The following is a 23,640-nucleotide window of genomic DNA, read 5'->3' on the forward strand; positions in this document are numbered from 1 at the left end:
TTGACTTCATTATTTTAAATACTTGAATTTCTTAGGCTTAATGTAGTAGATATATCGCTCCTCATCTGCTTTTTGATCATTGCAAGTTTCATCTGGTTCTTTGCCATAACACAGATCGCCATTGCCCTCTTCCACAGCAAGTCTGGCAAATTTAGCACTTGGATACATTATGCCTCCCTCATCTCTATTAAAATCAGGCATAGGAATGAGATAAGCACTTGGTATGTAGCATCTAGAATGAAGGGGATTTTTTAGATTTTTGTAGTTTGGCTCCTTTGGATTTAAAACATCATAAGCACAGATTGAAATTTCAGCCATATCATTTTCTAGTATGTTGTGAATGAAGATGGCATAATGATTAGGGCTTAAAGCATTTGGGTGTTCTTTTATGAAATTTTCTCGTTTTTCTATCCACCAAACCCAAGACTGACCTTCTTCATCATCTGAATTACCGCTACCATTATTGATAATTCCAAAATCAATAAAATTCGGCAACGCTATTAGCATAGTTGTTATCACCTTTGAAGCCCCATAAGGTTTACTAAGTATAGGTACTTCACAAGTGTAATATTCAAAGTCGCTAAAATCTCGTTTATATTTTTTATATTTTTTGCCATTTAAAATTATGTAAAAATAATCCTTTGTTTCATATACTTTTTGTTTTATCGAGTCATCATCTAGCATTGTAAAATATCCTTCATCTAAATCACCCTTCCAATCATAAAACTTATCAAAATTAAACACAGATCTTGTCGTAGCCCAAAGCCCTTTGAATTTAACATAATCGGGTCGTAAATCTAAAATATTATGTTTTTTAGGTGTTTTGATTTTTTTGGTATATTGCATCAAATCTATCCACATTTCTTTATCATCTCTTGGCATTGCATTGTACTCGGCAAAATCTTTAAGTTTATATCTTATATTGTGTTCCTTATACATTTGAGTAGCTTTTAAATTATATGGCTCATACATTTTAAATCTTGGTGCGAAGTTGAATTTATCCTCTAAGACTATGTCTTTTTCATTTAGCTCATCAAATTCTATGGCTTCACCTAGTTTTTCTAAGTCTGTGATATAGGCGTAAGGTCTTGTTTCTCGGATTTCCTTGCCTATATTTTCACCACTTTGGATATATCCTGTGATATAATCGCCAACAATATGTATATCCTCAAAAGTCAAAAAATCATCATCTTTAAAATAAACCTTTTCTGCTTCAGGTAAGCCTAGCGATACTCTTACAGGGATTTGCAAAAAGCCCTTGATTCGCTCACTAAAAAACCACTCTAATGTATGTGGGGCAAATCTTGTCAATAATTCTCTTGCATAAATATGATTAAAATTTAGATTAGCAGGATTGTAATCCTCCCAATCATTACGAAGCGATAGTTTTGAATCTCCAAATAACGCACTTCGTATAAAATATTTTTCATTTTTAGTGTAAATAAGTATTTCTATACTAGAATTATAAATAATATTAAATTCCCTCTCTATATGCTCTATGGACTTATATGCTCCAAATGGCAAATCGGCAGATTCTAATCTATACCACTGCAATACAAGCATTGCTTCGACATTGTTTAGCGTTTTTGCAAATTTTAAGTTTTTGATATTTTTTTCATACTCTTCTTTGCTAACCCATTCGTACATCATATTCTCCCTTGCTAAAATTATTTTTTATATGGATGCTAAAATTTTCGTATCTATTTTTACCATCTTGAGATTTTATTGCATTTTTTTTGATAAACTCCATAAGCATTCTAATGCTTGCATTGATATATGGTTCTATATTATTTTTGTAATGTTCGCCGTCTTTTTTACAGAATTTCTTATTTAGTTGCTTTATTTCTTTTTCCTCTTCATCCTTATTAAGTCTTTTATTGCTAATAATAGACAAACTAGTTTTTCTTTCTTTGGCTATGTCCTCAAGTTTTTTTCTCATTTCTGAAAAATTGACTGTGCTATTGCTATGCGTTATAAGCTCACCATTCTTAAATTCCCTCCCTATCAGCAAACAACCCTCAGTCCTATCAAGCGGGGATTCTAGCACATTTGTGCCTGAGTGGATGAGTATTTCTGTTCTTTTGTTCTTATGGCTACCACTTAAGACAAACTCATCATCATAAAGCTTTGGTAATAGATTGCTATGTTGTCCTTGTGTTGAATAATAAGTCCTTAAGCTTTCCATTTTTGTGCCTTTTTCCATTATTTTATAATGCCCCTCAGGGATGCGTAAAACAGTGTCAGCTAAAAGCCCATCAGGACCGCAAGGTTCTAAGATGACGCCTTTTGCTATGTTCTCTTGTGCTACTAATTCATATTCTCCATTCTCTTGTCGTTTTAATATTTGATAATCCGACAAAGTATATTTTGGTGTTTGTGTATGACGATTTATAAAAATGACATATTGTGTGGGTTTATAGTAGATAAAGGGAATTATGCTTTTTATTTGTTTATTGTTAAAAAATGATAAGGCATCGTTATTGTTGCAATTAAATTTTAGGGGTATTTTTTGATTTGCATTAACTTCTATATAAATAGAAATTGTAGATGATGTCTTGTCTGATATTTCTGCTTTATATCTCTTTTTGTTAAAATCAATATAATCATTTAGCTTTTCTATTTTTTTGTCATTTATGTCATTATTTGTATCAAGCTTGCATACCTCGCGTCTATTTTCATACAAAAACAAGCCCCTATAATCATACACCAAGGCAGATCTATGCTCTATTGCCAAGTGCATTTGGCCTAGTGCGTCAATTACTGTATGTTTATATATTTTGTCCCTTTCGCTATCATCTATCAATAATTTTCCATTAGCCTTAAATGGCTCTTTGTATGGCATTTTCCTTTTTATTATATAGTTATTTGACTGCGATTTTAGTTTAGCTTGTATGCTTAATATATCTTTATCTTTAAAGCCAAAATCCTTAAAATTTACAAAAATAAGATTGCTTTTAAATTCGTCTCCTTTTAGTTCTATGTCATTTATAAACCACTGAATTTCATCTACATTTATGTAAGCTTGCATAGTTTCATTAGCTAAGATCTTGCGATTTTTTTGTGATAATAATTTATCTATTTCTAAATCTCTATAAAAATATGCTTGAAAGGCTACTGTTTGCTCACAGTCAGCTACAAAAATTTCATCCTTGCTATCAAGAAAATAATCATAGCCCTCTTGTTTTTTTCTTTCCTTTTCTAGCCCATTATTTAAAACCTTATAGCATTTGATGATGCCAACTTTATATTGATTTGTAGGAGTTTCACAAGGCTTAAAGTATAATCTTGCATTGCATTTTACATAGCTTCTTGCATTGATAAGTTTTTGCGTGATTTGAGTAAGAGTGATTTTACCATTTATCTCTTTTGTCTTTGTTGCTAGATTATATGGATATTGTTTGCTGCCATCATCACAGATTAAACAAATGCTATGAAAATCTGCGACACAGTCTTTGTCAATGTTTAGCGTAAGCTTTCCATTAACGATTGTGCAAATTTGCGTGGTTTTATTATCTACATTTTTAATTTCTGCCCTACCATTTTCAATCCTTTTGTTAGAATCAAGATCAAAAAACTCTATGCAAATTGCGCTTTTTTCCATATTTTATTACCTTTTTTTCACATTAACGGGCTTATTTACAGTTAATTCATTTTCATCTAGTGTTAGCTTATAAGCTTTGACTTTTAGAGTAATTTTATCTTTGTTTAATGCAAGGCTAGATTTGCTTGATATATAGATGGCTCAATTAAACCTAACAAGATTTTCTCTTATTAATTTCAGCAAATTTTGATGAGAATTTTGTCCTAAAATTTTAGCCTTATATCTAAATTCTATTTCCTTAAATGAAGGACAAAATTTTCAGCCTTTAAATTTAGCTAAATCAAACGAGCAAAGCCCCATTCTACTACTTGGAAAAGTTATATTGTTTAGTGCTTAAAATTTAATGCTCTAAGTTTGCTAAACCTTTGTATCAAAAAGATCAAAGCCTTAAATTCAAAAGCTCTAAAAGGCGTAGCGGGTTTTTTTATCATAATACCTAACAAGTATAGATAGACTAAAACAAATCACAAAATACCACAAGGCGATCAAGCTAAGCATAGCTAGAATTTCCTCAAAGCTCTTAAGCTGGGCTAGTAAAATTTTAGATTGATAAGTAAGCTCGGCAATTTGCAAACCTGCTAAAAAAGAAGTATCCTTAAAGGTTGTAATGATTTGAGAAAGCAAGGATGGCACTATGTTGCGAAAGGCTTGAGGCAAGATGATGAAACGAAGGGTGAAAAATTTCCCAAAGCCCTGAGAATACGCAGCCTCAAACTGCCCTTTTGGCACTGCATTTAGCCCACCTCTAACGATCTCAGCCATAACAGAGCTTGTATATAAAGAAAAGCCTATGCTACCCCAAAGAGCAGGATCAGCCCTACCAAAAAAGCTTGGCAGCACAAAGACAGCAGTTAGCATCCAAAGTAGCAAGGGGGTGTTGCGAAAGATCTCAATGTAAGCTCCTGCTAATTTTGAGCCTATCTTACCTCCGTAATTTCTAAGTATGGCTAGGACTGTGCCAAAGATGATTGAAACTACACAGGTAAAGATAGCTATTTTTAGAGTTAAAAGCAAACCCTGCCACAAAAAAAGTAAATTTTCAGCACTAAATACCTGCATAGCTAAGTCCTCTTGTGTTGATTTTTAAGTCTATCCTCGTAGCCTTTGGCAAATTTTGCCAAGGGATAGCAGATGATAAAATACAAAAAGGCTGCAAAAAGATAAGAGGGTGCGTAATTTCCACTATCAGCAGCATAAACATCAGCCACAAACATAAGCTCACCTCCTGCTATTATCAAAAGCACTGAGGTGTTTTTAACCAAATTTACCATTTGATTTGTAAGGGGAGGCAAAATTATCTTTATGGTTTGAGGAAGGATAATAAAACGCATTTGTTGGATATAAGTAAAGCCCTGAGATGAGGCTGCTTCAAACTGTCCCTTTGGCACACTTAAAATGCCAGCCCTTACAACCTCGCTAATATAAGCTCCATGATATGCCCCAATGCCAAGCACACCAACGCTAAAAACATCAAGACTAAGCCCAAGTGGAGGCAAAGCAAAATAAAGAAAGAAAATTTGAATCACAAGGGGGGTGTTTTGAAAAAACTCAACATAAATTCTATTAAGCACAATTAATATTTTTATCTTGCTACTAGCCATCATACCGCCTATAATGCCAATGATTAAGGCAAGAAGAATGGCAAGGATGCTTACAGATAAGGTATAAGCAAAGCCGCTTAAAAAGCTATCCCCTCTTTCAAGGGTGTCTATGAATTTCCATAGGGCAAAGGGATTGCCACTTGTTTCACTGTAAAGTCCAAGTGAGTTTAAAAACTCACGTAGTTTATTTGCAAGATCACTCATATTTTATCACTTAAATTTTTATCATCTTTGACTCTGTTTTAAGAAACTGCTAAATTTCAAATAAATGCTACTTTGTCTTTCTTTGTCATTTTGCAAAAATTCAAACATTTTTGTAAACAATGCCTAAATTTAGAAATTTAGCCCTTAAAATTCACACAAAGGCTTGAATTTTAATAGCTTATCCTTTTGACAAAGGAAATAAAATGACAAATTAACACCTTTTGAAAAAAGCACCTTGTCTTGTAACGCTAAGCTTAATATAAGGCTCTTTCTTTAAAATATGACAAGGCTTATGATTAAAAGCATCTTTTACCCTAAGCCTTGTATCTTAAACAGAAACTTTTTAGAAAGATCACTTAAACATCTGCTTTTACAAAAAGCTCGTAATTCTTTTAAAAAGCACCTTGTCTTTCATATCTTTTAAATTAGCAACTAGCATAGCAACACTCAAAGCCCTAAGCTCTTTGCCTATAAAATAAATTCAGCATTTAAGCTTAATTTAAGCTAGCAAAACTAAGTTTAACTAGCTTAAATCAAACAAGCTTACAAGGGCTAGGCTGAACTTAAATTTAATTTAAGCCCCATTTCTTGGCTAGCTCTTCAAGCAATTCAGGATTATTCTCCACAAATTCATCCACAAAGGCTGCTAATTTTGTGTTGGATTTCTTGCTTACTATGCCATATTCTTGCGGGGCGAAGTTATCAGGAAGGATCTCGCTTTTATCATCCACATAGCCTAGCAAGATGGACTTATCCACAGAAAAGGCATCAACCCTCTTAGCATCCAAGGCAGCCTTTATGCTTGGATAATCAGGAAATTCGCTAAATTCTATCTCAACTCCCTTTTCTTTGGCACTATCATCTATCACCTTGCGAGTAGTAGCTGCTTGGGCTACTCCTACTTTGGCACCATTCATATCCTCAAAGCTCTTATAGCCCTTTTCTTTTAGCACAAGTAAGCCTATGGAGTCCTTGTAGTAAGGGGCTGAAAAATTAAAAGACTTTTTTCTTTCTTCTGTAATGGTAAAGGTTGCTATGACTAGATCTACTGAGCCGTTATCAAGCAAGGGACCTCTTGTTTTGGCATTTACTGCGATTAAGGTAGCCTTACTCTCATCTCCTAAAAGCTCTTTTGCTATAGCCTTTGCCACATCTGCTTCAAAGCCCTCTATCTCTCCACTTGTTTGATTTAAAAGACCAAAACGAGGCACATCGTTTTTAAGCCCAACTGTTAGCACCCCTCTTTTTTTAATGGCTTCAAGCTCATCGCTCTTAGTATCCCCACAAGCACTAAGCAGTAGGCCAAACAGTCCCAAAAAAAAGGCTAACTTAAAAGCCCTAAACATCTTTTTACTCATCTTTACTCCTTTGTAGTAGTTTTAAATTCAACAGTTCATAAAATCACCTAGATCCTTGTTTTAAAAAGAGCTAGTGATTTAAAATTTTGCCTAAAAAATCCCTAGCCCTTTGAGTTTTAGGTTCTTTGAAAAACTCCTCTGGGACATTTTCCTCTACTATCAATCCATCTTCCATAAAGACTATTCTATCAGCTACTTCTTTTGCAAAGCCCATCTCATGCGTTACTACCACCATAGTGGTGCTGCTTTGATGAGAAATCTCACGCATAACATCAAGGACCTCTTTTATGGTTTCAGGATCAAGTGCACTTGTTGGCTCATCAAAGAGCATATATGGCTTTTCGCTGCAAAGGCTTCTTGCTATGGCTACTCTTTGTTGCTGCCCTCCTGAAAGGGTGGCTGGATACACGGCTGCCTTGTCGCTAAGACCTACTATTTTTAGGTATTTATTTGCTATTTCTTCTGCTTCAAGCTTGGATTTTTTATCAAGCTTGATGGGAGCAAGGGTTAGATTTTGCATTACTGTTAAATGGGGATAAAGATTAAAATGCTGAAAAACCATAGCACAAAATTTTTGACAAATTTTAATCTTGCTTTTGTGATCTAGCTTAACTCCACCTACTACAACCTCACCAGAGCTTACCTCTTCTAAGCCATTGATACAGCGAATGGTGGTGCTTTTGCCACTTCCACTAGGTCCTATTATAACTAGCTTTTCTCCATCTTTTATGCTTAAATTTATATTTTTTAGCACCTGATGGCTTCCGTAAAATTTATTTACCCCTTTTAATTCTATCAACTATCTTGCCTTTTTTTGAACTTAGGCTTGATTATAACACAAATTAAGCATAATTTTTTATAAAAATTCATAAAATTCACAGTCTTCATCAAATTTTAAATTCAAGGCTTTGAATTTAAGCCCTTTATATGTAAAAAAACGAGCCTTGTATCTTAGAATTCAAGCCTTTTTTAATAAAGCAAGAAGCTTGTAAATAAGTTCACAATAACTGAGTAAAAATTTAAAAAGTGTTTAATTTTTTCTTCAAAATAATGCAAAATTAATAAAAATAAAATTGAATTTTTTGTATAATGAAATTTGACAATATTTCAAAAAGGAGTGAAGATGAAGAAAAACATAGTGTTTTTTGAGGCAAGAGGCGGAAGCGACAAGGGACCTGATGGCTACAGAAAGGATACTATGCCCATGGTTAATGCTTTAAAAGCCAAGGGCTGGAACGCTGAGGTGGTCTTTTTTACCGATGAGATCCTCAAAAATGAAAGCGAGAAGAATAAGATCTACGAGCATGTAAAAAACAACGCAGATGGCTATGTATCAAGGGTAAATCCTGGTAATCTCAAAGAAGAAAAGCTGTATTTTGGTGTTTTAAGAAAGCTTTGTGAGGACGGACTTGTTGGTATGCCTCATCCTGATGCTATGATAGGATATGGAGCAAAAGATGCACTAACAAAATTAAGAAACACAGAGCTTGTGCCAACTGATACCCTAGCTTATTATGAGCCAAATGAGGCAAAGAGGATAGGTGTAAAGTGGGAGGCTGGAGGAGAGCATGATTTTAAGAAGAATTTCCCAAAGACACTTGCAAAGGGCGAGAGGGTTTTAAAGCAAAATAGAGGCTCAACAGGAGAGGGCATTTGGCGTGTTCGTTTAGAATCTGCTGATGGGTATGGCAAAGCTGATTCACTTCCACTTGATACAAAGATCATTTGCACCGAAGCAAAGGATAATCACAGCGAAAATAGACAGCTTGGTGAATTTATGGACTTTTGCGAGGTGTATTTAAATGGAGACAACGGTATGCTTGTAGATATGACCTTCTTGCCTCGCATCAAAGAGGGTGAAATTCGCATTTTAATGCTTTATAAGACCCCTGTTTATGTGGTGCACAAAAAGCCAGCCGAAGGAGGCGATGCCTTTTCTGCTACCTTGTTTAGTGGGGCAAAATACCGCTATGATGAGCCAAAGGATTGGCAAAGCTTGATTGATTGGTTCTTGGTGCAATTACCTGAGATCAGATCAAAGCTTGGAAATTACGATCTTCCTCTTATTTGGACTGCTGATTTCATCCTTGATACAGACAAAAACGGCAAGGATAAATATGTCCTTGGCGAGATAAACTGCTCTTGCGTTGGCTTTACAAGTCCTGCTGAATATATGGATAAAATAGCCCTTATGGTAGGCGATACCATCATTGAGATAGTAAATGAGGCAAAAAAATAAATTCAGTTTTTAAGATAGCCAAAAACTTGAATTTCAAGCTTACAACCCCTTACCAAAGTAGAGCCAACACAGGCTCGAACAGGTTTTGGGGCATCCTTTAACCATTCATCATATACTTCATTCATAGCATCGAAATCTTTAAGATCATTAAGCCAAATTTGCACCCTTGTAAGAGAGCTTTTGTCTGTGTTAATAAGAGCTAGAAGCTGATCTATTTTGTCTAAAACCTCCCTTGTTTGTTCTTTTATGTCAAGCTTTGAATTTAAGCTTACTTGCCCAGCACTTTCAAAAAAATTCCCACTCACTACAAGTTGAGCCATACGGTTATCTTCTTTGTATCTTTTAATCACTGTGTATCCTTTGAATTTTAAACTGCTGAATTTTAAACTGCATTTTAGCCTTAAAAAATAAATAAGTGCGTTTTTAAAGTTTTGAATTTCATACAAAGTTCCCTTTGTTCTTTTCATAATAAAAAGGTATTTGTCTTAAAAATTCCACGAAAAAATAAGTGAAAATTCAAAAAGCGGTTTGAATTTTTTGAGCCTCTTTGCCCTTTTTTAAAGGCTCTAAACTTTGTCAAATTCGTCATTAAAGTTTGTGTAAAATTTTCAAAAAATTCATATTTTGATAGCCAAAGAATGCACGAAGCTTTCTAAGATGAGTGCTTGAAGTTGATGAGAGCTATTTTTTACAATGCTAAGCTCGTAACTGCGTAGTAGAAGGGGAAAAAAGTGTGCATGATAAGCGTGAACATGAGGCTGGTTGCAAAAGTTTTTACTGCGTTATCCATCTTGCAACTTTGCAAGAATAAGCAAAGGCACAAGATTTTATAAAACACTCTAAAAACGAGTTTGCAAACAGACGAAATTATATCAACTAAAATATGAATTTCTGAGATTTTTCTAAATTTCTTTTTGCCAAATTTAATGACTAAAAGAGAAAATTCTATCCTTCATTTAAAAAACTTAATTAATACGAAAATTTTAGGACAAAATTCTAATCAAACTTTATTAAAATTGACAAGATAAAATCTTGTTAAGTTTAATTGAGCCAAGAATAAATAAGTGCTTTTTCAAAGTTTTGAATTTTATGCAAAGTTTCCTTTGTTCTTTTCAAAATAACAAGGCATTTGTCTTAAAAATTTCACAAAGCAACTGTTAAAATTCAAAAAGCAGTTTGAATTTCTTAAGCTTCTTTGCCCTTTTTCAAGGGCTATTTTATAACAGTATTAAAATTTGTCGCACTAACTGTTTTGAAGCACCCTTAAATTCAAAAAAGCTTCTTTTGAAAGCTTAAAATGACAAAATGATAAGGCATATTTTTTGAAAAAACTCTTATTTTGAAAAAGCTCTTACAAGGGCTTTTCTTAAATTCAATATCTTTTACACAAAAGCCTTTAAAAATAAGCTGTTCTTTAAATGGGCTATTTTGTTAAAATTCAAGCCTTAATGCTTGGATCCTTAAAATTCTCCACATAAAGACTAAGGCTTGGAAAGGCAAAGCTTAGTTTATTTTTTTCTAAAATTCGCATAAAATCAAGCATTATGCTTTGCTTTGCCTCTCTAAATTCAGCTGAGTTGATTGTCTTTGTGTAAAAATACACCTCTATATTGATAGAACTATCAGCAAACTGGCTTAAATTCACATAGCAAGAGTTTTTATAGCCCTCTAAGTCATTTACAGAAACTAGATTTTGACGGTAAGAGGCACTGTAGGTAGCATTTAAGGCACTATCTTCTTTATGGGCTACAAGAGGGCTTTTGGCAAGATATTCTCGCAGATCTGCTATGCAGCTTTGAAGCTGTTCTACCTTTGCATCGTAAGCTACTCCTAGGATCATTTTAATCTGCCTTCCTACCTTTCTTTTGCTCCAATTTTTCACATTAGCACTCATTACTGTTGAATTTGGCAAGAAGACCAAAGAATTATCAAAGGTTCTTAGCGTTGTTTTTCTAAGCCCTGTTTCAACGACAGTTCCTTCAACCCCGGCAAGTTCTATCCAATCTCCTTGATTAAAGCTATCATCAAAGGAGATGATCAAAGAGGCAAAGAAATTTGCAATGATGTCTTTTGCAGCCAAGGCAACAGCAAGCCCTCCTATGCCAAGCGAGGCTATGATGGCTTGAACATTAAAGCCAAGATGGGCTAGGACTAAGAGCGTGGCTATGATGATGATGACAAAATAAAGCACCTTTATGATTAAATTTGCCACCTCTTTTTTTCCGCTTTTTTCAGCAAGCTTTGCTACAAGCATTATGCCGTAGCTGTTTAAGATGCCCATTACAAGCCAGGCAAACAAGGCAGCATAAAGTACATAAAAGATCTTTGTAATTAGCTCATTGACAGGTGCTGGATAATAAAAAATGGCAAAGCATATGCTAAAGGCATAAAAAAAGAGTATAAGCTGAAAGGGTCTTTGGTTTTTATCTATGAAGATCTCTCTTACTTCTGATTTATCCATAACTGTTTTTGAGCCCTTGAAAAAAAGCCTCATTAGGCAAAATAAAATAAAGGGTGGCAAAAACACCCTCAAAGCCCAAAAAATTAGCAAAATAGCTACACAGATGATAAGCTTACCCATATCAACAAGCTCGGTTTGAAAATAAGCATTTATGAGATCTATTAGGGCTTGAAGTTTAAATTCAGCAAAGATATAATTGCTTTCAAACAAATAAGCATTATCCCTTAGATAGTTTAAAATTTCTAAATAAGTAGCCATCTTAGCCTGTAAATACGCATCAGTTTCAGATAACAGCTCAAAATGCTCATCAAGGCTCATTATACTAGCACTGATGCTTTCTTTCATCTCCTTGCTGCTAGCTGTTGCCACAAAAAGCTCACTTAATCTTAACAAAGATGCATAAAAAAGCTCATTAAATTCTATGATCCTAAGAAACTGAGAATTTTGTTTCTTTTGAAGCTCAAAGCCTTGCATAAAGTCTCTGTTTAGATCCTGCTTTACAATGAGGCTTGGAATTTTTTCTAAAAGATCTCGCTTTTGTTTTCTTAGCCTTTCTTCTTCTTTGGCAAAAAACTCTTTATTTAGCTCATTTTTTTGCTCTTGTAATTCTAAATTCAAAGACACAAGATCCTCAACCACAAGATCAAGTTCAGTAGCATTTGCAAAAAGACAAAGAGAAAAAAGAATTAAAAGGCATTTTTGCATTGGCTTTTTTTCAAAAAAGCATTGATTTTGTGCAAATTTATCCTTTTTAGCCCTAAAAAAAAAGATGCCTAAGTGCTTGTGAGATAAAAGTTTCAACAAAAAGATCTTCTTTTTAAGATAGCTTGGACGATAGACAAAACTTAATATGTTTTGATAAAAGAACTTCTTCATTATTTCTCCTTCTTTAGCCCTAAAAAAAAGATGCCTAAGTGCTTGTGAGATAAAAGCTTCAACAAAAAGATCTTCTTTTTAAGATAGCTTGGACGATAGACAAAACTTAATATGTTTTGATAAAAGAACTTCTTCATCATTTCTCCTTCTTAGCTAAAAGCACAAAATGCTTTTGATCTATGTTGTATTCGTAAATTTCTCCTGTTTGGATTATGTAATGCCAGGCGTGCAAGGAAATTTTTTGCTCTAAAACTGTGTCTTTAAGTCCTGGATAATCAAGCAAATTTTGCAAGGAATTTAACACATTAAGCCTTTCTGTTAGCCAAGAACGCATAGCTAGATCCTTTTTTGCTAGATCAAGTTCTAGGATCTGATCTTTTATATCATCTAAGAGGCTTAGCCATTTTTTGACATTTGGGGTTTTTTCTAGGCTTTTTTCATCATACAAGGCCTCACAGCCCCCACAGTTACTATGTCCGCACACGACTATGTTTTTTACTTTTAAAGAAGTTATGGCATATTCTATGGCTGAGGTAGTAGCTAGATAATCCTCTCCCACACGGTAAGGAGGCACTATATTTGCTATGTTTCTTACCACAAAAAGCTCACCAGGAGCAGTGCTTGTAATCAAACTTGGCACCACCCTAGAATCCGCACAGCCTATGAAGAGGGTGTGCGGATTTTGCCTATCTTTTAGGGATTTAAAGAGTTTTTTATGCTCCTTAAAATCCTCTTGCATAAATTTAATAGCACCACCAACAATGCTCCTCATTACAACTCCAAATAATCTTTAAACCCTTTGAATTTAAATTGTGCTTTCAAACAAGGCTTAAATTCAAGGTCTTTTTTAGAAAAACTTGCCGCCTTTAATTTGTGCCTTTAAGCAAGGCTTTAAATTCAGCCAAGATTTAAATTTTTTATCAATAAATGTTTAAATTAATTTTTTCAAGTTTATAAATTTAACCTAGCCTCTTGCAAAAGGCATAACTTGACACAAACAATTTGAGATTATAACCTAAATTTATGCAAAATAAGATCTTTTGTGAATTTTTGAGTTTATCTTTGAATTTTAAATGTCAAAATTTATGAAAAATACATATGGAGTACAGATTATGGAATATAGAAAATGGATTATGGAACTTTGCCAAATAATTTTTTTAAAAGCTTTGTTTGCATAAGGATACCTAAGCTCTTGTCCATCTTTTTATAAGCTAAACAAAATTTGCGAATTTAAGTCATAAAAAGCCTAAAAATTCATAAAATTCAAAATAGCTTAAATCACGCAAAAACTCACAAAACTTAGGGCTTAAACTCATAAATTAAAACACTTTGATTATCCTCATAAAAGGCTTTTGGAAAGAGATACTCGCCTGAAAGTAGTGAAAGATTAAGTTTTTCGTAGGGCAAATTCAGTGTAAATACTTGATTAAAGGCATCTTCAATAAGAGTGGTGCAGTAGAGTTTTTCATCTTCGTTAAAAAGCTTGAATTCTTTTCCTATTTGAGCTTTTAGATAGCTTAAAACTTGCTTGATAGCTTGATTGTCAGTGCTTTGAAAATCAAGTCCTTTGCCACTTTTAAATTCAGCATTTTTAAAATCAAGGCTTTTGTCATTTGTAAATTCAGCATTTTGAAAATCAAGTCCTTTGCTATTTTCAAATTCAGCATCTTGCCTTTCAGTGCCATTTAAAATGCCTTGATTGTCAGCGTTTGTAAATTCACCGTTTTTACTTTCAATGCCTTGTAAAGTGCTTGAATTTTTGACATTTTCAAGCTCATAGCTTTGCCCAACAGTCCAAAAATTCATATAACGTTTCACAGCTATGCCCTTTGCGTGAGCTAGAAAATAGCTAAATTCACTCACAGCGACTTTATTTTGCGTGTCCGTGCTGCTTGCGTGTAAAATTTGCAAGGGCTTTGTATTTATCACAACTCCTATGTGAGAGTAGGGGCTATTTGAAAGCTGCTGTATAATTAAAGAATCTAAATCAATGCCAGCTCTTAGCACCACATCAAGTTCTTTTAACTCAGGCAAATCCTTTAAATCGCTCATTCTAAGCCCTTGCTTCTTGTCAAAGTGCCAAAAAGCAAGGCTTATAAAAAAGGCTATTATCACAACAGCCACGACAAAAAAGGCAAATTTTTTGCCAAATGAGACCTTAAAAATCAAGCCAAAAGCCTTTTTAAGCTATTGAAACATTGCAAAAGTCTGAAACAAAGCCATTTGCGACAAAGATTAAAGTCCAAAGGCTATTTCATATTGACCTTCCACTTCCCATCAGACTTAATCAACCTCACCCTTTCATCTTCGCTTGAGCCGTCTTTGAAGTGAAGTTTTAGCTTGACAGTGGCTTTATCCTCGTCTATTTGCTCTTCTACAAACTCGATTCTATCAAAGCCACCCTTTGCCTCAACCTGCGACTTTACCCTAGCTGTCATTTGCATTAGCTTACCCTCTACCTCATCGCTATGGTTTTTATATTTTTCTGGCAAATAAATCATAGAAACAAGCTTCTTTGTTTTACCCTCTATCATAGCCTTTGAAAAGTCCATAGCCACATCCTTTGGCGCACTGCTTCCGCAAGCTATAAAAAGCGCAGCAAAGGCTACAACAAGCATAAATTTAAAATTACGCATCTTCTCCTCCTTTAAATATTTTCAACAGTAACTTTGTTGATATGATCTAATTTTATCCAAGCAATTAGCTCAAAGATAAAAGCTAAAAGTGCAAAGACCCAAGATATCCATCCCATCCATAGCACAGTAAGTGCTTGATCCAATAAAACAAAGATATAAGCGACAATAAACAAGCTCCTATCGCTTAAACGACTAAGCTCTTTGTAGTAAAAAAAGCCAAAGATCACCCCAGCCAAGGCTACTACAATCTTAACTATATCCATAAAAACACCTGAAAAGATAGAGCTAGAATCTCCCGTGGCTGCAAATTCAAGGGCTGAGCCTAGCTTGCTTGAGCTAAAATAATTTTCAAGCACCACAGAAAGTATCATTAAGCCAACAAAGATGAGAAAATTTCTAAGCACAGTTGGGCTTGATGAAAGCTCCTTAACGCCCTTAATCGCAAACAACATCACAGCATAAAAGGCTATGGTAAAAAGCACTCCAACATAAGGTAAAAGCGCAAACACAGACAAAATAAGGGCAATTATCGCCTTTGTCTTTATACTTTTGATGGTAGTCATTTTTACTCCTCCATTAATCTTACTAGCTCATACCAATTGCCATCACCTGGATATTCCATACTCTCAGAAATGCCTTGTATGATTAGCTCTTTGGCTAAATCAGGACGAACGACATTTAACTCGTTCATCTTTGAAAGGCTGTATCCCTTTGCCTTGTCATACTCGCAAGACATAATGTGGGATAAAAACTTACCCCCATGCGCATTTACTAAGGCTCTTGGATTATAAAAGCCTATGCGAATTCGTCCATTAAAAGCGGCGGCTTTTTTGAAGGCGTTTTGCACCTTTTGTGGTGGCTTTAAGCAGTAGGCATAAAGCTTGTCTGCTAAGGCGTCCTTGCCCTGGCTTATATCAAAGCTTATGCTATCTACTACCTTGTTAAGATCAGCCTCAACGCTAAGCTTTACTACCTTAGCAAAGGCTAACTGAGAAGCAAGTAAGAAACTTGCCAAGATAAAGAATTTCTTCACTGTAGCTCCTTTAAAATGAATTTGCTAAATTTTTAGGCTCAAAACAGTGTTGATCTTTTAGCGCATTCTTGTCAAATTGTTTCTTTTGAAAAAGAAATTTTGATGAATTGCAAGAGATGAAGCAAAAACACCCTGTTTCTAAGGAAATTTTGAGATCTTTGCTTAAATGATAAAACTCAACACTGTTAAAAGGCTAAAAATTTAAAACATAACATTTTACCCCCCCCCCAATAAACAGTAAATGAATATAAAAATTTTGGCTCTTTTTCAAAAAAGTATTAAGCTTAGACAAAATATCATATTTGCATTCTTAGCGTGTGCTAAGAATTCACGAATTTATGGAGAAATGCCTTAAATTGATGGCTTCTTCGCCCATAGGCTCAAAATGACAAATCAATACTGTTGTGAAAAATAGCCATTTTTAAGCTTTTTGTTTTAATGATAAAAAAGATTTTTAAGGCTGAGAATTTATAAGTTTCGTTAAATTTAAATACAAGGCTTTTTTAATATAAGGTCTATTCTTAAATTTAGTAGATAAAGCTTATTGAATTTTTGAGGCATTTTTTATGTAATTAAGATCTATTAAATAAAAACTGCAAGAAGCAAGGTTTGTTCTTAGCAGTATGCGGCAAATTTAGTGAGGCTAACAAAAATATGACTCAAGATATTTTAATAGGATGTTTTCTTATTAATTTCAGCAAATTTTGATAAGAGAAAATCCTATTAAATTTAATTGGGTCTCAAAATATCTTGAGCCTAGATTATTATTAGAATCTTTTTGTAGATTCTTAGCTATTTGAATTTTTATACTTGTAGTCTTATCTTGCAATTTAGCAATATGTGTTTGTTTGCTTTCTTTAAGATAGCAAAAAATGGGAGTATCTTTTGCGATCTTGCCTCTGCTCTTTTTTTCTAAATGTTTTAAATTTATACCCTTGCTTTGAGCTTCAATTTCTTTTAAATTTATACCACTTAGGTGAATTTCAAACTTGCCCACTGAAAGTATCTATTGCTTGTTTAACCTTTAAATTCATACCCTTGCTTTGAGCTTTTAAATCCTTGTGATTTTTAAACAAACTTCAAAATTTTAATGAGCTAAGCTATAAATTTATACCCCTTATGTGAATTTTAAAGTTTCTTGATCAATGTGTCTACTTCTTCTTTAACCCTTATTTTTATTCCAAAGCAACTGTAAATGTTGTTTGGTTTTAAGCTTGTTTGTAGGGTGTAGGGCTTGTTACTTGACATTATGGTGTAGGCTGTGTTTGGCTTAGTTGAGATCTTGGCTCCTCACACCTTCAAATTTTATAAACAAAATTTTAGCAAAAACTCGCTTATTTTATGTGCCACTTAAATTTAAGCAAATTTTGTGTTAGCTTAAGATAGCTTTACTAACATTCTCCAAGTCTAGATTTGCAGTATTTTCTTGCAATCCTTTCCATTTCCTCATCAAACTCGCTAGATTCATAAATTGTTAAGCATTGTTTGACATTTTCAGGGCTTAGTCCATTCATTGTCTTGCGATATGGTTTTTCAGATATCAATCCATTTGCTGTCATACGAAATCTATTTGTATAAGCACTGTTTATATAGGATTTTAGCTCTTTTAGTGCACCATCTATATTTAGCCGTTTGCCATTATTTACTAAGCTAGTGCATAAATACCTTAAATCTGCAGTTTCTCGTTGCAAATCTGTAGCGATTTCTCCACCTTGCAGTGCCATTCTTGGTGCTTCTTTTGTCGCTTGGCTGATAAGCTTATCTAAATCTACATTGAGGCAATGCGACATTGCGTATTTTTTTAGTTCCTCTTTTAGCCTTGTGATTCTTGCTGGCTCATAATGTATTGAGTAGCCCATTTCACCTCCATATAAAAATCCCTTACACACTTTTGACATATATGGCAACTCCTCTGGCGAAATTAGCCCAAATGTCACTCCAGCCTTGAGATTTATAGCCACCAAGAAAAGCATTAGTATAGTTTTTTTCATTTTACAGCTCCCAAAATTCAAATTTTGTTGCGAGATTGTCCTCAAAAAACGAAGTAAGTGTTCTTGTAGCATATGGTGATACACCAACTTCTTTGTAATCTCCAAAACATTGTTTATCTCCATACCATAATGTAGTATGTCCTGTAGCAGTAAATTCTGGTGCTTTATAATAAAATCTTATGACAATTAAGCCATTTTTATTATGATTTTGTAACCACTTGATACACTCACGATCTAACTCCTGCTTATTAAAGCTTTTATCTGCTTTTCCCCAAATGGAATTTAAAAAATCACTCATACCTGCAGCACCCATAATATACTTGTATCCGTTTGATTTGTTATATTGTATATTACCATTGATTCTTACATTTGGTTTGGAAAGTTTCTGTTTAATTGATACACCGCTATTATTAAGTGCATAACTCATTCTCAAAGCACAGCTATTGTTGTTGCGTCCCCTTATATTGAAAATATGAAAAAACACCGCTTCATTATTACTTCCTCCATAAATTTCATTTATTTCCTCATACGCTTCTTTTATCGTATCCCAACTAGGTCTTATGCATTTTAAATCTTTCTTTGCTGTACCACAAGTAACCCTCCAAACTGCCATTTTTTACCCCTTATTTTTTGTCAATACATTGTATATCACTACTTCGCCATTTTCACCCACCTTGCCACTTGCATTGATTGTCCTACCGTCATCAGATTCTAGTTTGATTGCTAGTGATTCGCCTAGTTTGTAGCCTTGTGTAATGATGTGTAAATTCACATCGCTTTCTATTTTGGAATTTGTTTTTATTTTCTTGCAATCCTTTCCATAGCTAAAATACATTTCAAGGATTTCTTTAGATTCTACTCGTGATTTTGTCCTTTCTATCCCCTCCCACTCTCCTATAAACCTCAAAGGCAGTTTAAATTCAACAGCGATATATCCCTTATTTATATCTTCATTTGTGAGTTGAATTTTTTGCGAGGCTTTGTTGTTTGCCTCGTGCTTATTTGTCAAGGGAATAAAAGATAAATTCAACAAGCAAGGCTTGATTAAGCCTTGTTTTGCTTGATTTATAAACACTTTCTTTTGTCTGATTTATGAGATCTTCACTTAAATTTGTCCTTATGGTTATAGTGTTACCGTCTAATTTTGATCTGCTTTTTTGAAGTTGATTGTAACAAAATATGCTTAGTTCTTGTGAGTGTTGATTATAGCAAAAAATGGGTGTGTCTTTTGTGATCTTGCCTTTGCTTTCTTGTTCTAAATCTTTTAACTTTATGCCCTTGCTTCGAGTTTCTATTTCCTTTAACTTTATACCACTTAGGTGAATTTCAAACTTGAATTTAAAACTTGTCCGCTAAATTTATATGATTTATGTGAATTTCAAAGTTGCCATTATTATTTCCCTCATTGTTGAAAGTATCTACTTCTTCTTTAACCCTTATTTTTATGCCAAAGCAACTGTGAACTTTGTTTGGTTTTAAGGTGGTTTGTAGGGTGTAGGGCTTGTTGCTCGGCATTAAAACTCCTTTAAATTTAAAGCATTTTTAAATGAACCGTTTGCATTTATTAGTAGCATTTTTTAGTGTTTCTTGCTACTAGCAAACTTTTGATTCGATACGCTACCAAGCTTAGACTTATTTTTTAAAAAGCTTAAAACCTAGCTTATCTAAAATGAAGCTTCTTTATTAAAATGACAAGCTCAGCTTATAAATAGATATTTTTTTAAAAAGCATCAATTTTAACAAGTACTTGTTTTAAAAACACTTAAACGCATTAAATTATTCTTTTTTCGCGTTTCTTTCCTTTAAAATAGCGATTATTTCATTTAAGCTTAAATTCTTATCCGCCAAAAGCACACAAAGATGAAAAAGCAAATCAGCCCCCTCGTTTAAAAGCTCGTTTTTATCGCCACAAACAGCGGCAAGTGCCGTCTCAACGCCCTCTTCGCCAACCTTTTGAGCGATTCTCTTTGTGCCTTTGGCAAAAAGCTCGCTTGTGTAGGATTTGCCTATGTCGCCATTTTTGCGTGAATTTATGAGCCTTTCAAGCCGTGATAAAAAGACAAAATCGCCCTTTTTGCTCGTTTCCTCAAAGCAAGAAATGCTTCCTGTATGGCAGATTGCTCCCACGGGACTTGCAAGCACTAAAAGAGTGTCTTTATCGCAGTCAAGCCCCATTTCTACTATATTTAGATAATGTCCGCTTTCCTCGCCCTTAAGCCAAAGCCTTTGTTTCGTGCGTGAGTAAAAAACTACTTTGCCTTGTTTTAGGCTTTCACGCAAAGCCTCTTCGTTCATATAGCCAAGCATTAGCACTTCGCTAGTTTTAAAATCTTGCACGATGACGGGCAAGAGATTATTTACCTTACCCCAAGCTATGCTAGATATAAATTCATCTTGATTTGTTAGCATTCATTGTCCTTTTTTAATAAATAAAATTTTACTCTTTTAAATTTTAACTAAGGCAAAAATTCAAAAAATTCACATTAAATTTCATTCAAAATCAAATTAAAAATTCACAAACTTCACTTAAAACAAAGGCGAAAATTCACGCTTGCGTGAATTTTCCATTAAATTAAATCAAAGGTGCAGTATTTGGGGCTAAATCGCTTATGTAAGGCGAAGGCTAGACTAACAGCGGTAGCGGTCTGCCGAGCCTTGTAGAAGTGATTTTTCGCCGAAAGACGAACCAGCCGAATTCAAAAAGCCCACAAAAAGAGCTAAAATTCACAAAAAAACACTCAAATTCAAGCCAAAATTCACAAAGCAAACACCCAAAATCACAAAGCCTAAAATTCAAGCTAAACACGAACACTTATATTATTTTCTTTTAAATAGCCCTTAAGCTCAGCTACATCCACAAGTCTTTTATGAAACACACTAGCCGCCAAAGCCCCATCAGCTCCCACCTTGAAAGCATCCAAAAAATGTTCAGCCTTCCCAGCTCCACCACTTGCTATGAGCGGCACGCAGCAAATCTCACGCACAGCGGCTAATTGCTCTAAATCATAGCCCCTTCTCATCCCGTCTTGATTCATCATATTTAGCACTATTTCACCAGCTCCTCGGTTTGCTGCCTCTTTTATCCACTCAAGCGTGAATTTACCGCTATCTTTCGTGGTTTTTTCCTCACCTGTGTAGGCAAAGACCCTTAAATTTCCGCTCTCGTCCTTGTAGCTATCAACGCCCACCACCACGCACTGCACCCCAAAGCTCTTGGCAAGGCGTTCTATTAACTCTGGCTCCTTTAAGGCTGGCGAATTTATGGAGATTTTATCCGCTCCGTTTGCTAAAAGCTCGGCTGCATCGGCTTCGCTTTTTATGCCCCCTGCTACGCAAAAGGGGATATTTATGTGTTTTGCCACCTCGCTAACCCACTCACACCTTACTCTGCCTTGCCTAGCACTTGCTACTATGTCGTAAAACACCAATTCATCGATGCCACACTGAGAGTAATACCTCGCAAGCTCGACTATGTCTCCCATATCCTCGTGGTTTTTAAACTGAACGCCCTTTACTACGCGACCGTCTTTTACATCCAAACAGGCTATTATTCTTTTTGTAAGCATTTTTTGTCCTTTAAGATTTGAATGACAAAAGTCTTTTTAAAAACTCCAATTTGCCCTTATCCACGCTAAAATTTCCCTAGTGTCGCAATTATGATCTGGGCTTAAAATGCCAAGGATTTTAAAGGCTTCAAGGACAAATTCTTTATCTTTGTAGTCTAAAATCAAATAAGCACATTCGTTTTGCCCTGCTACCCTGCCAAGCAAGGGCTGCTTGTATTTATCCTCTAAATGCGTAATGGGAAAACACACATAAAGCATAGGCTGAATGCCCACAGCATTTTGCTTTTCTTTGATGATGATTTCAATAGAAAATCGATCGTTTAAAGATTCTTTATTTCGCCAGATGAGATATGGTAAATTTATTGTCCTTAATGAAAACATAGACGAATAATGAGATTGAAACAATGGTTGTAATTCTTGCGTTCGTATTTCAAACCGTGAATCCAAAAAATAGCTTACTTGCTCTAAAAAATCAAGCAAATTATCAAGCTCCCTTACACTCACAATGCCCCAGTACGCAAAGTAAAACAAATACTCGCTTAATTCATAAAGTGCCCTGGGTTTCTTTGTGTCCTTGTCCTTTGCACGGAAAAATTCGCTTTCCTGTAATTTTGTTAAAGCTAACTTTTCCTTGTCGCTTTTGTCCGCATCATAGCCTATTTGCCATTCTATATAATGCTTTTGCGCAAAAGGAACTTGCCTTGTAGAAATGGGTAAGCCGTATTCATAAAAGCTATTTCGTTCTTTCACACGCACCTTGCTACTTTGAGTAGTGAGTGGAAGTTCTACTACAATTTGGGGCTTTTGAAGTTTAGCGATTTTCATAATGAACCCCCAGCAAATTCTCAAAATAATGCGTAATTTCAGGGCTTAAACACTTTGAATTTGAAGCCTTGATAAAGTCCTTTTCAAGCCTTTTAAAGCCCTTAAAATCAATCATCACATCGCAATTTCCAAAATAATAAGGCACATTTTTTAAAATTTGCTTAAACACATCCACATAGCAGTAAAGGCTATACTTCTTAGGCTCGATATAAACGGCATTTGCACAGTCTTTGTCGATAAAGGTTTTGCTTCTGCGAAGGGCGTTTATATCACGCAAGGTGTAAAACATAGCGATTTTTTGAGAGTCTAAAATGCGTTTTTTGTTTGGATATTTGTCAATAAATTTGCTAATAAATTCATAATCATTCAAACAAAATGCCTTGTTTTCAGCTGTTTTAAAGCTGTAATGTTTAATAAATTCATAGCTAATGCCCTCTGTGCTTCGCTCGTAAAGGGCTATGATAATGGGGAAAAAGCCAAGAGAATTTGGGCAAAAAATTTGCGAACTAATGATAAGTGAATTTTTAAGCTTATAATTTGCAAAAAATGCCCTCAAAGCCTTGAAATTACTCTCTTTGATGAGATAAGAAAGAGGATGCAAAACGCAAATATAATCAGCCTTTAATTTCTCAAAAGAAAGCAAAAAGCTCATTCCCAAATCCCTTTTTTTAAGCTCTTTATCCACGCTACACTCGTCATTTTTAAGGCTTTTTTGCACTATGGAGGTTTTATCATTATAAGGGGGATTTCCTATGATAACTAGCTTTGAGCCTTCTTTAATGTCAAAATTTGCCCTACTTACATTTACGAGTGAGTTTTTGTGTAAAAATTTGGGTGGATTTTTTGAGTTTGAAAAGTTTTGCCTAGCTATTTTTAAGGCTTCTTCATCTATGTCTATGCCGATTTTTTCTTTAAATTCAAGGCTTTTTACACTTTTTGTATTTAAATTCAAGGTTTTTTGCATCTTTTTTTCTTTAAATTCAAAGCCCTCTTCGCCTTGACTTTTTAAATCTTTTTTGCCTTGAACTTTTAAGCCTTGCAAAACATCATCTCGCAAAAAATTCCCATATCCACAAGAACTATCAAGCAAGGTCAAGTCCTTTAACTTCACGCTTGACAAGTCATTTAAAAGCATATCATAAACAGTTTTCACCACAAAATCAGGCGTGTAAAAACTACCTAAATTCAAGGCTTTTATCTTATCTAAATGCGTTTGCGACATATTTGTCCCTTGAGAATTTTCATTTCA

General features: G+C 34.5%; 24 protein-coding genes. 1 reads left to right on the forward strand and 23 read right to left on the reverse strand.

Going from position 1 to position 23,640, the window contains the following annotated elements; all coding sequences use genetic code 11:
- Positions 1–9 precede the first annotated feature (9 nt).
- The 6 genes from DMC01_RS05410 to DMC01_RS05435 all read right to left on the reverse strand — a co-directional run bounded on the left by DMC01_RS05410 (position 10) and on the right by DMC01_RS05435 (position 7,563).
- A complete protein-coding gene (locus DMC01_RS05410; RefSeq protein WP_142693260.1) occupies positions 10–1,647 on the reverse strand; it encodes a hypothetical protein in 1,638 nt (545 codons plus the stop codon).
- The gene (locus DMC01_RS05415; protein WP_142693261.1) at positions 1,631–3,601 is read right to left on the reverse strand and encodes a DUF5675 family protein; all 1,971 of its coding nucleotides are present in this window, start codon (positions 3,599–3,601) and stop codon (positions 1,631–1,633) included. The genes DMC01_RS05410 and DMC01_RS05415 overlap by 17 nt, the downstream gene beginning before the upstream one ends.
- A gap of 402 nt (positions 3,602–4,003) precedes the next feature.
- Positions 4,004–4,660, reverse strand: coding sequence for an amino acid ABC transporter permease (locus DMC01_RS05420; RefSeq protein WP_142693262.1), 657 nt, complete (start codon positions 4,658–4,660; stop codon positions 4,004–4,006).
- A 2-nt stretch (positions 4,661–4,662) separates the two neighbouring features.
- Entirely contained in the window at positions 4,663–5,406 is a 744-nt protein-coding gene (locus DMC01_RS05425) for an amino acid ABC transporter permease (protein ID WP_142693263.1), read from the reverse strand.
- Positions 5,407–5,975: 569 nt separating this feature from the next.
- Entirely contained in the window at positions 5,976–6,764 is a 789-nt protein-coding gene (locus tag DMC01_RS05430) for a transporter substrate-binding domain-containing protein (RefSeq protein WP_345788960.1), read from the reverse strand.
- 70 nt (positions 6,765–6,834) lie between these two features.
- Positions 6,835–7,563 carry an amino acid ABC transporter ATP-binding protein gene (locus DMC01_RS05435; protein ID WP_142693264.1) on the reverse strand — a complete coding sequence of 243 codons (729 nt, stop codon included), beginning with the start codon at positions 7,561–7,563 and terminating at the stop codon, positions 6,835–6,837.
- A gap of 324 nt (positions 7,564–7,887) precedes the next feature.
- On the opposite strand from DMC01_RS05435, the gene DMC01_RS05440 reads away from it, so the two are divergent.
- Entirely contained in the window at positions 7,888–9,003 is a 1,116-nt protein-coding gene (locus DMC01_RS05440; protein ID WP_142693265.1) for a Cj0069 family protein, read from the forward strand.
- Positions 9,004–9,005: 2 nt separating this feature from the next.
- On the opposite strand, the gene DMC01_RS05445 is transcribed toward DMC01_RS05440, so the two are convergent.
- The 17 genes from DMC01_RS05445 to DMC01_RS05515 all read right to left on the reverse strand — a co-directional run bounded on the left by DMC01_RS05445 (position 9,006) and on the right by DMC01_RS05515 (position 23,613).
- Complete coding sequence (locus DMC01_RS05445; protein ID WP_246059043.1) at positions 9,006–9,470, reverse strand: RidA family protein; 465 nt, start codon at positions 9,468–9,470, stop codon at positions 9,006–9,008.
- A gap of 971 nt (positions 9,471–10,441) precedes the next feature.
- Positions 10,442–12,169 carry a mechanosensitive ion channel family protein gene (locus tag DMC01_RS05450; protein ID WP_142693288.1) on the reverse strand — a complete coding sequence of 576 codons (1,728 nt, stop codon included), beginning with the start codon at positions 12,167–12,169 and terminating at the stop codon, positions 10,442–10,444.
- 170 nt (positions 12,170–12,339) lie between these two features.
- Complete coding sequence (locus tag DMC01_RS13325) at positions 12,340–12,477, reverse strand: hypothetical protein (protein ID WP_185908738.1); 138 nt, start codon at positions 12,475–12,477, stop codon at positions 12,340–12,342.
- Complete coding sequence (locus DMC01_RS05455) at positions 12,477–13,112, reverse strand: carbonic anhydrase (protein ID WP_142693266.1); 636 nt, start codon at positions 13,110–13,112, stop codon at positions 12,477–12,479. Before DMC01_RS05455 ends, DMC01_RS13325 begins: the two co-directional genes overlap by 1 nt.
- A 527-nt stretch (positions 13,113–13,639) precedes the next feature.
- The gene (locus DMC01_RS05460; RefSeq protein ID WP_142693267.1) at positions 13,640–14,509 is read right to left on the reverse strand and encodes a hypothetical protein; all 870 of its coding nucleotides are present in this window, start codon (positions 14,507–14,509) and stop codon (positions 13,640–13,642) included.
- 80 nt (positions 14,510–14,589) lie between these two features.
- Positions 14,590–14,976: a DUF4878 domain-containing protein gene (locus DMC01_RS05465; RefSeq protein WP_142693268.1), complete on the reverse strand. Its 387-nt coding sequence runs from the start codon at positions 14,974–14,976 to the stop codon at positions 14,590–14,592.
- A gap of 11 nt (positions 14,977–14,987) precedes the next feature.
- Entirely contained in the window at positions 14,988–15,539 is a 552-nt protein-coding gene (locus DMC01_RS05470) for a hypothetical protein (RefSeq protein ID WP_142693269.1), read from the reverse strand.
- Positions 15,540–15,541: 2 nt separating this feature from the next.
- Positions 15,542–16,009: a hypothetical protein gene (locus DMC01_RS05475; RefSeq protein ID WP_142693270.1), complete on the reverse strand. Its 468-nt coding sequence runs from the start codon at positions 16,007–16,009 to the stop codon at positions 15,542–15,544.
- Positions 16,010–16,703: 694 nt separating this feature from the next.
- Entirely contained in the window at positions 16,704–17,006 is a 303-nt protein-coding gene (locus DMC01_RS05480; RefSeq protein ID WP_142693271.1) for a hypothetical protein, read from the reverse strand.
- A 394-nt stretch (positions 17,007–17,400) separates the two neighbouring features.
- Positions 17,401–18,000 carry a hypothetical protein gene (locus DMC01_RS05485; RefSeq protein ID WP_142693272.1) on the reverse strand — a complete coding sequence of 200 codons (600 nt, stop codon included), beginning with the start codon at positions 17,998–18,000 and terminating at the stop codon, positions 17,401–17,403.
- 1 nt (position 18,001) lies between these two features.
- On the reverse strand, positions 18,002–18,613 hold the full coding sequence (locus tag DMC01_RS05490; protein WP_142693273.1) for a T6SS effector amidase Tae4 family protein: 612 nt from the start codon (positions 18,611–18,613) through the stop codon (positions 18,002–18,004).
- Between the two features lie 3 nt (positions 18,614–18,616).
- Positions 18,617–19,075 (reverse strand): hypothetical protein, encoded by a 459-nt coding sequence (locus tag DMC01_RS05495; RefSeq protein WP_142693274.1) that lies wholly within the window; start codon positions 19,073–19,075, stop codon positions 18,617–18,619.
- Between the two features lie 263 nt (positions 19,076–19,338).
- Positions 19,339–19,515 (reverse strand): hypothetical protein, encoded by a 177-nt coding sequence (locus DMC01_RS13330; protein WP_185908740.1) that lies wholly within the window; start codon positions 19,513–19,515, stop codon positions 19,339–19,341.
- 261 nt (positions 19,516–19,776) lie between these two features.
- A complete protein-coding gene (hisIE, locus tag DMC01_RS05500) occupies positions 19,777–20,409 on the reverse strand; it encodes a bifunctional phosphoribosyl-AMP cyclohydrolase/phosphoribosyl-ATP diphosphatase HisIE (protein WP_142693275.1) in 633 nt (210 codons plus the stop codon).
- 389 nt (positions 20,410–20,798) lie between these two features.
- The gene (gene hisF, locus DMC01_RS05505; protein ID WP_142693276.1) at positions 20,799–21,566 is read right to left on the reverse strand and encodes an imidazole glycerol phosphate synthase subunit HisF; all 768 of its coding nucleotides are present in this window, start codon (positions 21,564–21,566) and stop codon (positions 20,799–20,801) included.
- Between the two features lie 36 nt (positions 21,567–21,602).
- Positions 21,603–22,391, reverse strand: coding sequence for a R.Pab1 family restriction endonuclease (locus DMC01_RS05510; RefSeq protein ID WP_142693277.1), 789 nt, complete (start codon positions 22,389–22,391; stop codon positions 21,603–21,605).
- Positions 22,378–23,613, reverse strand: coding sequence for an Eco57I restriction-modification methylase domain-containing protein (locus tag DMC01_RS05515; protein WP_142693278.1), 1,236 nt, complete (start codon positions 23,611–23,613; stop codon positions 22,378–22,380). The genes DMC01_RS05510 and DMC01_RS05515 overlap by 14 nt, the downstream gene beginning before the upstream one ends.
- Positions 23,614–23,640 lie beyond the last annotated feature (27 nt).

Origin of the sequence: Campylobacter troglodytis (assembly GCF_006864425.1) — a bacterium.
GTDB lineage: Bacteria > Campylobacterota > Campylobacteria > Campylobacterales > Campylobacteraceae > Campylobacter_D > Campylobacter_D troglodytis.